Here is a 12,569-nt window from a genome sequence, read left to right as displayed (position 1 = left end):
GCGCGAAATCCGACGTTCGCTAGGCTGATTTGATGAATTCCGACCTGCTGGACGAGCTGGACCGCAGGCTCGCGCACGCGCTCCAGCTCGACGGGCGCGCGTCGTTCAGCACGATCGCCGAGGTGCTCGGCGTCTCGGACCAGACGATCGCGCGCCGCTACCGCAAGCTGCGCTCGTCCGGGGTGCTGCGCGTGGTCGGCGTCCCGGAGGCGGCGCCGCTGGGCCAGGTCCACTGGCTGGTGCGCTTGAGGTGCGTCCCGGACGCGGCGGCCCCGATCGCGACCGCCCTGGCCCGGCGTGCGGACACGCAGTGGGTGAGCCTGATGTCCGGGGGGACGGAGATCGTGTGCTTCATCCGCGCCCCGCAACGCGAGGAAGCGGACGGCCTGCTGCTGGGCCAGTTGCCGCGCACGCCGCGAGTGGTCTCGATGACGGCGTACCGCCTGCTACGCCGTTTCGCGGGCGGCCCGGCGGGCTGGCCAGGCCGATCGAGCGCACTGCCGCAGTCGGCTGTTCTGTCGCTACGCCGTCCTACCGCTGAGGTCGCCTACCGCCCGGAGCCGGAGGACCCGGCCCTGCTGGCGGCCTTGGCCCACGACGGCCGCGCCGACATGTCGACACTGTCGGCGGCCGCGGGCCGCTCGGAGTCGACAACGCGCCGCCGCCTGGAGCACCTGCGAGACGCGGGAGCGCTGTACTTCGACGTCGAGATAGACGCGGCCCGCCTCGGCTACTCGTTGACGGCCACGCTCTGGCTGACGGTGGCCCCCTCGGCCCTGTCATCAACGGGCCGCGCACTGGCGCAGCATCCGCAGGTCGCCTTCGCGGCGGCGACGACGGGCCCGTCGAACCTGGTGGCGAACGTAGGCTGCCGCGACGACGCGGCCCTGTACGAGTACCTGGCCGACGACCTGGGCGGACTGTCCGGAGTCCAGCAGGTGGAGACGGCCCCGATGATCCGCACCCTGAAACGCTTCGGCACCCTGGATCCGGTGTAGCAACGGCCGGCGAGCGAGCGACTCCATGCCTATGGACGACGAGCGCGCGATCGACTTTGTCCTCAACGGGGAGCGGCACCACCTGAGCCGCGCCCAGGTGCTGGCCGCGGCGGCACGTGGCGGGCCGGAGGCGATCCACACGCACTGGGTCGCCGTCGACGATCAGCACTGGCCGCCGAGGCAACTGTTCGAGCGGGCCACCGGGGTGGCCCGCTCCGAGTTCATCTCGCACGCCGCGATCCGGTACCTCCGCAGGCTCGGCTTCTCGACCAGTCCGCTGCCCCAAGAGTCCGGAGTCCCGGCTGACCCAGGGGTACGCGAGCCGAAGACCACCCCGCCGCCACCGACGATCGATGTCGGCTCGGCGGTCACTTCCTTCATCGAGCTGCTGCGGTTCTTCGGCGACGAAGATCTGTCCAGCCGCGTCCTGCGACTGGAGGACCGGCTGGAAGGTGCCGACCGCGAGACGGTCGACGACCGGGTGGCGGCCGAGGGGATGACCGACGGTCTGCTGCAGGCCGCGCTGCTGGTGCGGCAGCACGCCGGGCGGATCAACGACCTCATCCACGCGACGATGATCGTCCGGGCGCTGCCGAAGGTCCTCGAGCCGGGCGAGCGCATCGTCCGGCGCCCATCGCTGGCCGCTGGGAACGATCCGAGCCGGAAGTTCGATCTCGAGACGAGCCTTCGGGTCGCGGAGTTCAAGGCCGGGCAGTGGAAGGGCCGCGACGCCATGCGCAAACGTGGGCTCGTGGCTGACCTGGTCGGCTTGGTGCTCGGCCGCGGTGATCGTCGTGCGGAGCTTTACGTGCTCGGGCGCCTGCCCATCGAGTTCCTGCGCAACAGCAACTCGACCATGGAGTGGGCACTCGGCCGCTCGTCGCCCCACCTCCGGCGGGCTTATGACGACCGCTTCGGGAGCGCGTCGTTCACCGTGCGCCAGTTCACCGAAGGGCCGGCGGCGGACGTGGCCTTGATCGACTTGGCCGAAGTGCTCAAGGCCGGCTGATCAGCGGGGCAGCATCGGCATCAGGTAGTACGTCAGCTCCACCTCCCCAGGGTCCACAGCTCGGAGGATGCACGCCCGCATGCCCGGCTGGATCGACAGCTCCACTCGCTCCCCGGCGAACGCGCTCAACGCGTCCAGCAGGTACCGGGCCTGGAACGACGGCGACGTCCGGCCACCGCTGACGTCCGCTTTCAGCGTCTCCTCCGCCTCGCCGGCGTCCAGGCGTGCGCTCGCCAGGCGGACCTGTGCGTCACCGACCTCCAGGGTCAGCACCCGGCGGTCCTCCGCGTACACCCCGACCCGGCGGACCGCCGCCGCCAGGGCGTCCGACTCCAGCGTCACCCTGGTGTCGACCGCGCCCGACGGGATTGCTTCCTCCGACAGGAAACCCGCGTCCAGGACCGCTGTGCCCACCAAGCCGCCCGCCCAGCTCAAGCCGAACCGGCCCGGTCCCGTGTGGAGTCCGACCACGCCCCGCGCCTGCCGCGCCGCCTCCGTCAGCAGGGCCGCGGGTACCAGGACGTCGAGGGACCCAGGCGTCCGCAGTGGCAGCCGGGCCACCGCCATCCGGTAGCGGTCCGACGCCGTCAGCGTCAGCCGGCCGTCGGCGGCCTGGACGCGGACGCCGGTGAACAACGGCAGCGGGTCGTCCTTGGCCGCTGTGCCGGCGACGATCCGCAACGCCGACGCGAACGCCTGTCCGTCCACTTCGGACACTTGGGGTGCGGCAAAAGCCGGCGACGCGGCCGCGGAAGCGAGCAGCGGCAACGCGAACCGGGCTTGGTCCAGGCGCAACGCCAGCCTGCTGCCTTCGACGACCAGGCGCACCGGCGCCGCGCCCAGCATCTTCAGCGTCTCGGCCAGCGGGGCCGCGGGCACGGCCACCTCGCCGTCGGTGTGGGTGGTCGCCGGGCAGTCGAACCGGACGGCGAGATCCGGGTCGCTGCCCGCGACCGTCAGCCCGGACGCGTCCGCCCGCAGCCGCAGCGCGGCGCGCGCGGGCAGCAGGCGGGACGCGGCGGAGACGGCCGCCGAGAGGCGGTGAGCAGGCGCGGTGACGTCCATCCCCGCAAGCTAGCGGCGACCACCGACAAAAACGACGCCGTCGCGGAGGGCGTCGAACAATCGCTCCAGTCGGACGCGGTGGTCGTCCACCACGACGTCCGGCGATTCTCCGGCGACGAGCCGGGACGCGGTCTCCGTCAGCACCGCGGCGTACCCGGCGATGAAGAAGGCGGCGAGCAACGTCCCGTCGGCGCCGAGTTCCTCGACCAGGACGCCCTGGAGTTCGGCGGCGATCTCCCGGGCGCGCGCGATCAGCGCGGGCGAGCCCGCGACGGTCCGGAAGAACGGGATCGAGTGGTCGTTGACGCCGGAAAGCGGGTGACGGTCGTCGAAGAGCCGGAAAGCGGCGTCGCGCAGGGACGTCAGCACGTCGACGTCCGGGGCGCGGTCGCGCACCGCCGCGCGTAGGACCTCGACGGCGTCGTCCGCGCGGTCCAGGAAGAGGTCCTCCTTGCGCGGGAAGTGGTTGAAGACCGTCACGCTCGAGACGCCGGCCTCCTTCGCGACCTCGGCGACCGTGACCTTGTCGTACCCGCGCTCGAGGAACAGCCGAGCCGCGACCTCCGCGATCTTCGCGCGCGTCCGCGGCCCGCCGCGTTCACTCGTCCTGGGCATCCGGACCTCACTCTCTTGTGTAACTAAACTTAGTCGCTTAATCTAGTGGCATGCACACCGAACTGACAGCCCGCTCGCCACGATCGTTGCGGGAAGCCTGGGTGGCCCTGGCGGGGCTGTCCGCGGTCTTCCTCTTCGAGATGCTGGACAACTCGATCCTGAACGTCGCGCTGCCGACGATCGGCCGCGAACTGCACGCGTCGACGACGTCCCTGCAGTGGGTGACCGGCGCGTACTCGGTCGTCTTCGGCGGGCTGATGCTGGCGTTCGGCGCGCTCGCCGACCGGTTCGGCCGACGGCGGATCATGCTTATCGGGCTGGTCCTGCTCGGCCTCGCGAGCCTGGCGACCGCGTTCGTCGGCAACGCCGGACAGCTGATCGCCGTCCGGGTGCTGATGGGGATCGCGGCCGCGATGACGACGCCGGGCTCGATGGCGCTGGCCTTCCGGCTGTTCGAGGCGGACGACCTGCGCGTCCGGGCGACCACGCTCATCTCGACCGTGGGCCTGGTCGGTCTCGCGATCGGCCCGACCGCGGGCGGTCTCGTGCTCGCGATCGCGCCCTGGCAGGTCCTGCTCCTGGTGAACGTGCCGATCGCCGCACTCGCGATCATCGGCGTGCGGGCCGGCATCGCCGCTGACGACCCCGCTGACCTCCACCGCGACCCATTGGACGTCCTCGGAGCGGTGCTGGGCACGGCGACGATCGTACTCGCGCTCGTCGCGCCCACCCTGTTCGTGAACGAAGGCACCGGATCGTGGGCGCCGTGGACGGTCACCGCCGCGGCCGTCGCGGGGGCGATCTCGTTCGTCCGCCGCGAGCGCTCGACCCGGTACCCGCTGCTCGACCTGAAGCTCGTCGCCCGCCCGCTGGTGTCCAGCGGCCTGGCGTTCAAGTCCGCGGCCGGGCTGGCGACCGCCGGCCTCGGGTACCTGGTGACGCTGCAGCTGCAGCTCGACTGGGGGTGGCCGCCCGCGCTCGCGGCCCTCGGGCTGCTGCCGCAGGTGGTCGTGCTCGTCGCGGGCGGCGCGTTCGTCAGCCCGTTCGTGCGGAAGGCCGGCCTCGAGCGGGCCGCGTGGCTCAGCGCCGCCGCGGTCGTGCTCGGGCTCGCGTTCTACGCGCTGCTCGGCCGGCTCGGCTACGTCTGGGTCGCGCTGGCGCTGGCGCTCGTGGCCGCCGGGCTGCGCGTGGTCGGCGTCGTCGCGGGGGTCAACGTCCTGCGCGGCCTGCCCGAGAACCGCACGACGATCGGCGCGGCCCTCATCGACACCGCGTCGGAAGTCACCACGGGCGCCGGCATCGCCGCGGCGGGCACCATCTTGGCGGCGCTGTTCACCGGCAGCATCGCCACGTCGAACTGGAGCCCCCAGCAGACCTCACAGTTCGAGACGGCGGTGATGATCGCGGCCCTGGTGCTCACCGCGGCCGCTGCTGCGCTGGTCGGCTGGGGCTTCGTCAGGTCACGGCGCGCCACGGCTTAGCGGCCGACGCTCACCAGGTCGGTCGGCTCGACCGCCGCCGAACGGACCGGGTGGACCGTGCCGCGCGGCAGTCAGGTGGCCCTGGCGAGCACCAGCTCGCGCCCACCGGTCGTGGTTGCCCGACGGGCGCCCGCCCCCGCGAGCATCAGGCCCGCCGCAACCTAGCGGGGTCGGCTCGATCGCCGTCGGCCGGACGGGGTGGACCCCGTGCCGCGTAGTCAGGCGGCCTTGGCGAACATCAGCCCGCGCCCACCGGTCGTGCTCGCCCGATGGCCGCCGCCTCCGCGAGCATCAGACCCGCGCCACGTCCTAGCGAGCCACGCTCACCAGCTCGGTCGGCTCGACCGCCGCCGAACGGACCGGGTGGACCGTGCCGCGCAGCAGCCACACGACCCCGGCCAGCACCACGCCGGCGACGCTCGCCACCAGGAACGCCGTGCTCGGGCCCGCGTGCTCGACTACGTAACCGCTCACCGACTGGCCCATGGCCAGTCCCAGCGTCACCGCCGTCAGGACCCAGCCGAACGCCTCCGCGGCCGTGCCCTCGGGGGCGACCACCTCGATCGCCGCCGAGTGGGCCGTCGACTGCGGGGTGATCAGCGCCCCGGCGACCAGCATCGCCAGCGCCAGGCCCCACAGCGACGACGGCCACGCGAGCAGCGCCACCAGTGCGCCGAACCCGCCCAGCAGCACCGGCAGCCGCACGCCCAGCCGGCGCGGCCACGGTGACAGGCTGTACACGACGCCGAACGCGACCGAGCTCAGCGACCACGCCGACAGCAGCAGGCCGCCGACCGAGGCGTGCCCGGCTTCGGTGGCCGACGCCGGGACGGCGACCTCGACGAAGCCGATCACGATGCCGAAGCCGAGCGCGGCCACGGCGAGCGTCCGCATGCCGGGGCTCGACAGCGCGCCCAGCAGCGAACCGCGCGAAGCGGCGGCCGGGCCCCACGCGCGGACGGCCGGGCTCAGCGCGAACAGCACCGCGCCGGTGAACTGCAGGGCGACGCCCAGCACCAGGCCGGTGCCCGCCCACGGCGCCATGACCAGCAGCCCGGCCACGCCCGGGCCCAGGATGAAGAAGACCTCCATGCTGATCGCCTCGTACGAGAACGCCGCGTTGCGCGCGCCGCCCGGCGGCAGGAGACGCGTCCACAGCGCGCGTGACGCCGACCCGACCATCGGCTCCGACAGCCCGGTGGCCGCGCCCAGTGCGACCAGCACGGCGGTCGGCGCGTGCGACTCGATCGCCGTGACGAGCGCGCTCATCAACAGCATCAGGAGGATCGCGACGGTGAGCAGCGGCCGAGTCGGCCCGAACCGGTCGATCAGCCGGCCCTGGATCACCGCGCCCACCGAGACACCGGCGAGTGAACCGGCCGAGACGAGCCCGGCGGCGGCGAAGGAACCGGTTTCGCGCTGGACGTAGAGCAGGGCCGAGATGCCGATCATCGCGATCGGCAGGCGGGCGAGCACGGACGCGACGGCGGGCCGCCGGGCCGCGCGGGTCGTCAGCGCGGTGCGGTAGTCGGCGAGGGACGTCCGGCTTTCGTGGTTCGAGGCAGACTGGGACACGCGTACCAGTATGCCGCAGAGTGGTACGTCGGTACCAGTTATTTGACGGTCAGGTGGGTCACCGGCAGACTGGTGGTGGATCTTGGCGTCGGAGCGCGAAGTCTCGATCAGGTAACACTCACGACATTCTGTGTGGTCTCCTGCAACGAAACGGCGCCGACCGCGTCCTTGAGAGTGAATGGCCTTGAATTAGTGGGTATGGGCCGTGATGGTTGGACAACAGCAACAGATAACCCAGCTCCCTCCGGCATATGGGTCGGGGCCTGGCCCGGAGGGCGGGGAGCGCGGATCGTCGGGGGATGGTCCGCGCGACAAACGAAGAGCCGGTGCGCCACGTCGGGGGTGGCGCCCGGCTCTTTGTTTTGTGCGCTGAACACTACGAAAAAGGCCTCCTGACCTGCGGGTCAGGAGGCCTTCTTCGTGCGTGGAACAGGATCAACGGGCGCGGCGGGCCAGGCGCTCCGGGTCCAGGATCAGGACGCTCTTGCCTTCCAGCCGCAGCCAGCCGCGGTGCGCGAAGTCGGCCAGGGCCTTGTTCACGGTCTCGCGGGACGCGCCGACGTATTGGGCGATCTCTTCCTGAGTCAGGTCGTGCGTGACCCGCAGCAGGCCCGCCTCCTGGCTGCCGAACCGCTGCGCGAGCTGCAGCAGCGCGCGCGCCACGCGGCCCGGGACGTCGGTGAAGATCAGTTCCGCGACCATGTTGTTCGTCCGGCGCAGGCGGCGCGCGACGACGCGCAGCAGCTGTTCCGCTATCTCCGGGCGGGTCGAGATCCACTGCCGCAGCGCCGGGCGGTCCATCGTGACCGCGCGGACCTCGGTGACCGTGGTCGCGCTCGACGTCCGGGGGCCGGGGTCGAAGATCGACAGCTCGCCGAACATGTCGGACGGGCCGAAGATGCCCAGCAGGTTCTCGCGGCCGTCCGGGGACTTGCGGCCGATCTTCACCTTGCCGGACTGGATGATGTACAGCTTGTCGCCGGGTTCACCCTCGTTGAAGATGACATGGCCGCGGGGGAACTCCACGGATTCCAAGGTCTGGGCCAGCGCCTCCGCCGCTGCCGGCTCCACACCCTGGAAAATGCCCGCACGGGCCAGGGTTTCGTCCACCTCGGGTGCCTCCTCGTCGAGAAACGATCACGCTCGGCGTCGGTCGCAGAGCGTGACGCCAGTCACTTGCGCGTCAGTCTAGGGCGTACAGCCGAGATCGCCCGCCGGGCGCGCGGCCCGGCAAACGATCTCGTCCGAACGTGGAGCCTAACTCCGCACGCGACGCGCGCGTTGCCTGGCTGCCCGTCCGCCCAGCCTACGCAGCCGGAACAGCTCCAGCGCGCGGCCGATGCCGTGCCCGTAGAGCGCCCGGACCTCGTTGGGCTGCGCCTGCTCGAGGAACTCTTCGACCTCGTTCTCCTGCACCGCGACGTGCTTCAACCGGCTCTCCACCCGCTCCATGAACAGGGCGAAGAACATGATCACCAGGGGGACCAGGATGACGAACCAGACGGTCATGGCCGGACTCCTGAACACAGCCGGAAACACTCAGTGAAAAGCATCTACTCCAGATCCTCGCTCATGGCGGCCGGAAACTGCGCCGAGGTGGTGCTCTGGCGTGTCGGTCGTCCACCGGTGCTGTGCCCGGCCCGTCCGACGGCGCCCGTAGGCTATCGGGGTGCCACCTGCCACCACGAACGCCCCCCGTGAGGGCGCTGGTGAAAGCCGGTTAGCTCTGGTGAGACGCGCCAGGCGGATGAAGCGTTGCCTCGACGACGTGTATCCGGACGCCCACTGCGAGCTCGACTTCACCACACCACTGGAACTGCTGGTCGCGGTCGTGTTGTCCGCCCAGACCACCGACGTTCGGGTGAACCTCGTCACGCCCGCGCTGTTCAAGCGCTACCGGACCGCCGCCGACTACGCCGGCGCCGACCGCCCTGAACTGGAGGAATACCTGCGTTCGACCGGCTTCTACCGGGCCAAGGCGAACTCCGTGATGGGGCTCGGCGCGGCGCTGGTCGAACGCTTCGGCGGCGAGGTGCCCGCCAAGCTCGCCGACCTCGTCACCCTGCCCGGCGTCGGCCGCAAGACCGCCAACGTCGTGCTCGGGAACGCCTTCGACGTGCCGGGGATCACCGTCGACACCCACTTCGGCCGGCTGGTCCGGCGCTGGGGCTGGACGGCGGAGGAGGACCCGGTCAAGGTCGAGCACGTGGTCGGCGAGCTGATCCCCCGCAAGGAGTGGACGATGCTGTCCCACCGGGTGATCTTCCACGGCCGCCGCGTCTGCCACGCCAAGAAACCGGCCTGCGGCGCCTGCCCGCTGGCCCGGGACTGTCCGTCCTACGGCACCGGCCCGACCGGGTTCGAGGAAGCCGCGAAGCTGGTCAAAGGCGTCGAACGGGACCACATCCTGGCCCTGGCGGCGCCCCGGTGACGACCGTCACCAAATGGGCGCTGGCCGTCGCCGTGCTGGTGGTGGCGCTGATCGTCGCGCTGCTGCCGCGCGGGGGCGCGGACACCGCGACGCCGTCCGCCGACCTCGCACCCGCGCGGTCGGCGGCGGCGCTGCAGCCGTGCCCGCCGGCGAGCCCGGCCGCGCCCGTGAAGCAGCTCGACGGCGTCCGCGCGGACTGCCTCGGTGACGGCGCGAGCGTCGACGTCGGACGCGCGCTGGCCGGCGCTCCGGTGCTGGTCAACGTGTGGGCGTCGTGGTGCCAGCCGTGCAAGACGGAGCTGCCCGTGCTCCAGGACTACGCGAAGCAGCCGGGCGCGGTGCGCGTCCTCGGCGTCCAGGTCCAGAGCCCGGCGGAGGACGGCTTGAACCTGCTGGCCCGGCTGGGCGTGCACCTACCGTCGGTGTTCGACGGCGACGGGCAGAGCGGGCCGGTCCGGACCGCGCTCAAGGTGCCGGCGTCGTTGCCGGCGTCGTACCTGGTCACCGCGGCGGGCACGGTGCGGTTCATCGCGAATCCCCGGACCTTCGGGAACACTGACGAGGTGCGTGTGGCTGTCGAGGGGGCATCGTGATCGGACCGCTGGTCGAGCCGGAGTCGGTTCCGGAGTGGCTCCGGCCGCTGGTCAAGGTCAGCGGTGAGGTCGACTCGAAGACGTTCACCCGGTTCAGCCCGCCCGACGGCGCCTACACCCGGTCCGCCGCGGTGCTGATCCTCTTCGGGGAGAGCGACGTCGACGGCGAGCCGGACGTCCTGCTGCAGCGGCGCGCCGACACGCTCGGCTCGCACGCCGGCCAGGTCGCCTTCCCGGGCGGCGGCGCCGAGGACGGCGACGGCGGCCCGGTCGGCACGGCGCTGCGCGAGGCCGAGGAGGAGACCGGGGTCGTTCCGGCGGGCATCCAGCCTGTCGCGATCCTGCCGGAGCTGTTCGTCCCGGTGTCGGCGTTCGCCGTGACGCCGGTGCTGGCGTACTGGGCCGAGCCGTCGCCGGTGCACGCCGTCGACCCGGGCGAGACGGCGTCGGTGGCCCGCGTCCCGGTGGCCGAGCTCGTCGACCCGGCCAACCGGTTCACGGTCAAGAAGGCCGGCGCGCCGTGGAAGGGCCCGGCCTTCGAGGTCTCGGGCCTGTTCGTGTGGGGGTTCACCGCCGGGTTGCTGTCCGTGTTGCTCGGCCTGGGAGGCTGGGAGCGCGAATGGGACCCGGGCGACGTCCGGGACCTCGACGAGGCGCTGGCCGCGTACCAAGCGCGCGTAGCAGTGGAGGAGTGACCGTGAACTGGGTCGATGTGCTGGTCCTCCTGCTCGCCGTGCTGGCGGCGGTGTCCGGTGCATACCAGGGCGTGATCATCGCGCTGCCGTCCCTGGTCGGGGTCGTGCTCGGCGCGATCACCGGCATCAAGCTGGCGCCGGTGGTCGTCGCGTTCTTCGACGACCCGGTGTGGAAGGTCGCGTTCGCGGTGGCGACCGTGGTGTTCCTGGTCGCCTTCGGCGAGGCGCTCGGCGTGTACGTCGGCCGCCGGCTGCGGCAGAAGATCAACCCGGACAAGCTCTCCGGCATCGACAAGACGCTCGGCGCGGTCGTGCAGGCCGCGGTCGTGTTCGTGGTCGCGTGGCTGATCGCGACGCCGCTGACGACCGTGTCCGGCCTGCCCGGCCTCGCCAAGGCGATCAACAACTCGGTCGTGCTCGGCAAGGTCAACGACACCATGCCGGCGGCCGCCCAGGGCTTCCCGAGCCAGCTGCGGAAGCTGCTCGACGCGTCCGGCTTCCCGTCCATAGTGGACCCGTTCGAGAAGGCCCCGACGGCGGACACGTCCCCGCCGGACCCGGCCCTGCAGAGCAGCGGGATCGTCCAGCAGCTGCACGGCAGCGTCGTCAAGATCCGCGGCACGGCCAGCTCCTGCTCGCGGTCCCTCGAAGGCAGCGGGTTCGTGATCTCGCCGCAGCGGGTGATGACCAACGCGCACGTCGTGGCCGGCACCGACACCGTCGGCATCGAGACGACGCAGGGTGACTACCCGGCGCGGGTCGTCTACTTCGACCCCGAGGTCGACATCGCCGTGCTCGCCGTGCCCCGGCTGAGCGCCCCGCCGCTGCAGTTCGCGCCGGAGACGGCTCGCGCGAGTGACAGCGCGATCGTGCTCGGCTACCCGCTCGACGGCCCGTACCGCGCGACGCCGGCCCGCGTGCGCGGCCGGATCAACCTGCGTGGCCCGGACATCTACGAGGCCAACACCGTGCAGCGCGACGTCTTCACGGTCCGCGCGGAGATCCGCAGCGGCAACTCCGGCGGCCCGATGGTGACGCCGGACGGCCGGGTCATCGGCGTCGTGTTCGGCGCGGCGGTGGAGGACCCGGAAACCGGCTTCACGCTGACGGCCGAGCAGGTCCGCGGCGAGGTCGACGCGGCGTCGACGCAGACGACGGAAGTCTCGACCGGCTCCTGCGCCGCTTAACGGCCGTAGCGCAGCGCGAGGCCGTCGAGCAGGGCGCGCAGGCCCGACTCGAAGAGGTCGTCCAGGACGAGGTCGTAGCCGTTCGTGCTCAGCTCGGTCATCATCCGGGCGAAGATCGGGTGGCCGCTGACCATCGCCGCCATCGCGGGCGCCTGGTGGTCGATCCACTGCTCTTCGGACAGCCCGGACGCGGCGAGCGCGTGCTGCTCGCGTTCGAGGTGGATCGCGATGCCCTGGACGTAGCTGAAGAACAGCACGTGCAGGTCGCACAGGGCGGCCGCGTCGTCGTCCAGCTCGGCCAGTGCCGAGAGTGCCCACTCCGCGTGCGTCGCGAGGTTGCGCAGCGGCAGCGGGCGGGTGATCGGCGTGAGCTGGGCCAGCCACGGGTGCCGCCGGTGGAGCGACCAGAGCGTCCGGCCGGCCAGCGTCAGCCGCTCGCGCCAGCCCGGCGGCGGGACTTCCGGGTAGCCGCGCTCGCCGTACGCGGAGTCGGCCATCAGCAGCACCAGCTCGTCCTTGCCGCGCACGTACCGGTAGGGCGCCATGGCCGCGACGCCGAGCCGGGCCGCCACCCCGCGCATGGACAGCGCGCCGAGCCCTTCGGCGTCGGCGATGTCGATCGCCGTGCGCACGATCCGGTCGCGCGTCAGGCCCTGGTGCCCGCCGCGGTGCTCACGTCCGGCGACGACCGTGCCGGACCGCGGCTCCGCGCGCACCAGCCCCTCCTGGTTCAGCAGGGCGAGCGCCTTGGCCGCGGTCGCCATCGCGACGCCGTGCTCGGCCGCGAGCCGCCGGGTCGAGGGCACCCGCGCGCCCGGCGGGAGGTCGCCGCGCGCGATCCGGCCGCGCAGCTCCTCGGCGATGACCACGTACTTCACGGCTGCTCCCTGACCTAGTACAGACGGCCATCTGTACTAGCA

General features: G+C 72.0%; 13 protein-coding genes. 7 read left to right on the top strand and 6 right to left on the bottom strand.

The window, feature by feature from the left end:
- Window positions 1-32: 32 nt before the first annotated feature.
- Complete coding sequence (locus MUY22_RS09350; protein WP_247058872.1) at window positions 33-998, top strand: Lrp/AsnC family transcriptional regulator; 966 nt, start codon at window positions 33-35, stop codon at window positions 996-998.
- A gap of 25 nt (window positions 999-1,023) precedes the next feature.
- Entirely contained in the window at window positions 1,024-2,007 is a 984-nt protein-coding gene (locus MUY22_RS09345) for a hypothetical protein (RefSeq protein ID WP_247058871.1), read from the top strand.
- Here MUY22_RS09345 and MUY22_RS09340 read toward each other — a convergent pair whose 3' ends face one another.
- Complete coding sequence (locus MUY22_RS09340; RefSeq protein WP_247058870.1) at window positions 2,008-3,072, bottom strand: DNA polymerase III subunit beta; 1,065 nt, start codon at window positions 3,070-3,072, stop codon at window positions 2,008-2,010. It abuts the gene before it with no gap.
- A 9-nt stretch (window positions 3,073-3,081) separates the two neighbouring features.
- Entirely contained in the window at window positions 3,082-3,687 is a 606-nt protein-coding gene (locus tag MUY22_RS09335; RefSeq protein WP_247058869.1) for a TetR/AcrR family transcriptional regulator, read from the bottom strand.
- Window positions 3,688-3,737: 50 nt separating this feature from the next.
- Between MUY22_RS09335 and MUY22_RS09330 the strand changes: the two genes are divergently transcribed.
- On the top strand, window positions 3,738-5,168 hold the full coding sequence (locus MUY22_RS09330) for an MFS transporter (RefSeq protein ID WP_247058868.1): 1,431 nt from the start codon (window positions 3,738-3,740) through the stop codon (window positions 5,166-5,168).
- A gap of 309 nt (window positions 5,169-5,477) precedes the next feature.
- On the opposite strand, the gene MUY22_RS09325 is transcribed toward MUY22_RS09330, so the two are convergent.
- The 3 genes from MUY22_RS09325 to MUY22_RS09315 all read right to left on the bottom strand — a co-directional run bounded on the left by MUY22_RS09325 (window position 5,478) and on the right by MUY22_RS09315 (window position 8,252).
- Window positions 5,478-6,743 carry an MFS transporter gene (locus tag MUY22_RS09325; RefSeq protein WP_247058867.1) on the bottom strand — a complete coding sequence of 422 codons (1,266 nt, stop codon included), beginning with the start codon at window positions 6,741-6,743 and terminating at the stop codon, window positions 5,478-5,480.
- Window positions 6,744-7,178: 435 nt separating this feature from the next.
- Window positions 7,179-7,853: a Crp/Fnr family transcriptional regulator gene (locus tag MUY22_RS09320; protein ID WP_003081747.1), complete on the bottom strand. Its 675-nt coding sequence runs from the start codon at window positions 7,851-7,853 to the stop codon at window positions 7,179-7,181.
- Between the two features lie 147 nt (window positions 7,854-8,000).
- The gene (locus tag MUY22_RS09315) at window positions 8,001-8,252 is read right to left on the bottom strand and encodes a hypothetical protein (RefSeq protein WP_247058866.1); all 252 of its coding nucleotides are present in this window, start codon (window positions 8,250-8,252) and stop codon (window positions 8,001-8,003) included.
- Between the two features lie 238 nt (window positions 8,253-8,490).
- On the opposite strand from MUY22_RS09315, the gene nth reads away from it, so the two are divergent.
- Genes nth through MUY22_RS09295 form a run of 4 tightly spaced genes read left to right on the top strand, consistent with a single transcriptional unit; the run spans window position 8,491 to window position 11,649 of the window.
- A complete protein-coding gene (nth, locus tag MUY22_RS09310; RefSeq protein WP_247063774.1) occupies window positions 8,491-9,174 on the top strand; it encodes an endonuclease III in 684 nt (227 codons plus the stop codon).
- Window positions 9,171-9,767, top strand: coding sequence for a TlpA disulfide reductase family protein (locus MUY22_RS09305; protein ID WP_247058865.1), 597 nt, complete (start codon window positions 9,171-9,173; stop codon window positions 9,765-9,767). Before nth ends, MUY22_RS09305 begins: the two co-directional genes overlap by 4 nt.
- Window positions 9,764-10,462: a CoA pyrophosphatase gene (locus MUY22_RS09300; protein WP_247058864.1), complete on the top strand. Its 699-nt coding sequence runs from the start codon at window positions 9,764-9,766 to the stop codon at window positions 10,460-10,462. The genes MUY22_RS09305 and MUY22_RS09300 overlap by 4 nt, the downstream gene beginning before the upstream one ends.
- Before the next feature lie 2 nt (window positions 10,463-10,464).
- Window positions 10,465-11,649 (top strand): MarP family serine protease, encoded by a 1,185-nt coding sequence (locus MUY22_RS09295; RefSeq protein ID WP_247058863.1) that lies wholly within the window; start codon window positions 10,465-10,467, stop codon window positions 11,647-11,649.
- On the opposite strand, the gene MUY22_RS09290 is transcribed toward MUY22_RS09295, so the two are convergent.
- A complete protein-coding gene (locus tag MUY22_RS09290) occupies window positions 11,646-12,527 on the bottom strand; it encodes a GntR family transcriptional regulator (RefSeq protein ID WP_247058862.1) in 882 nt (293 codons plus the stop codon). The genes MUY22_RS09295 and MUY22_RS09290 overlap by 4 nt on opposite strands.
- Between the last annotated feature and the right edge of the window lie 42 nt (window positions 12,528-12,569).

Source organism: Amycolatopsis sp. WQ 127309 (genome assembly GCF_023023025.1).
Lineage (GTDB): Bacteria > Actinomycetota > Actinomycetes > Mycobacteriales > Pseudonocardiaceae > Amycolatopsis.
Note: the sequence above shows the minus strand (reverse complement) of the source record. Positions and strands in the feature narration are given on the sequence as shown.

Excerpts from the sequence above, each read along its gene's own strand:
- MUY22_RS09350 (WP_247058872.1), top strand. The coding sequence starts at position 33 with ATGAATTCCGACCTGCTGGACGAGCTGGACCGCAGGCTCGCGCACGCG.
- MUY22_RS09345 (WP_247058871.1), top strand. The coding sequence starts at position 1,024 with ATGCCTATGGACGACGAGCGCGCGATCGACTTTGTCCTCAACGGGGAG.
- MUY22_RS09340 (WP_247058870.1), bottom strand. The coding sequence starts at position 3,072 with ATGGACGTCACCGCGCCTGCTCACCGCCTCTCGGCGGCCGTCTCCGCC.
- MUY22_RS09335 (WP_247058869.1), bottom strand. The coding sequence starts at position 3,687 with ATGCCCAGGACGAGTGAACGCGGCGGGCCGCGGACGCGCGCGAAGATC.
- MUY22_RS09330 (WP_247058868.1), top strand. The coding sequence starts at position 3,738 with ATGCACACCGAACTGACAGCCCGCTCGCCACGATCGTTGCGGGAAGCC.
- MUY22_RS09315 (WP_247058866.1), bottom strand. The coding sequence starts at position 8,252 with ATGACCGTCTGGTTCGTCATCCTGGTCCCCCTGGTGATCATGTTCTTC.
- nth (WP_247063774.1), top strand. The coding sequence starts at position 8,491 with ATGAAGCGTTGCCTCGACGACGTGTATCCGGACGCCCACTGCGAGCTC.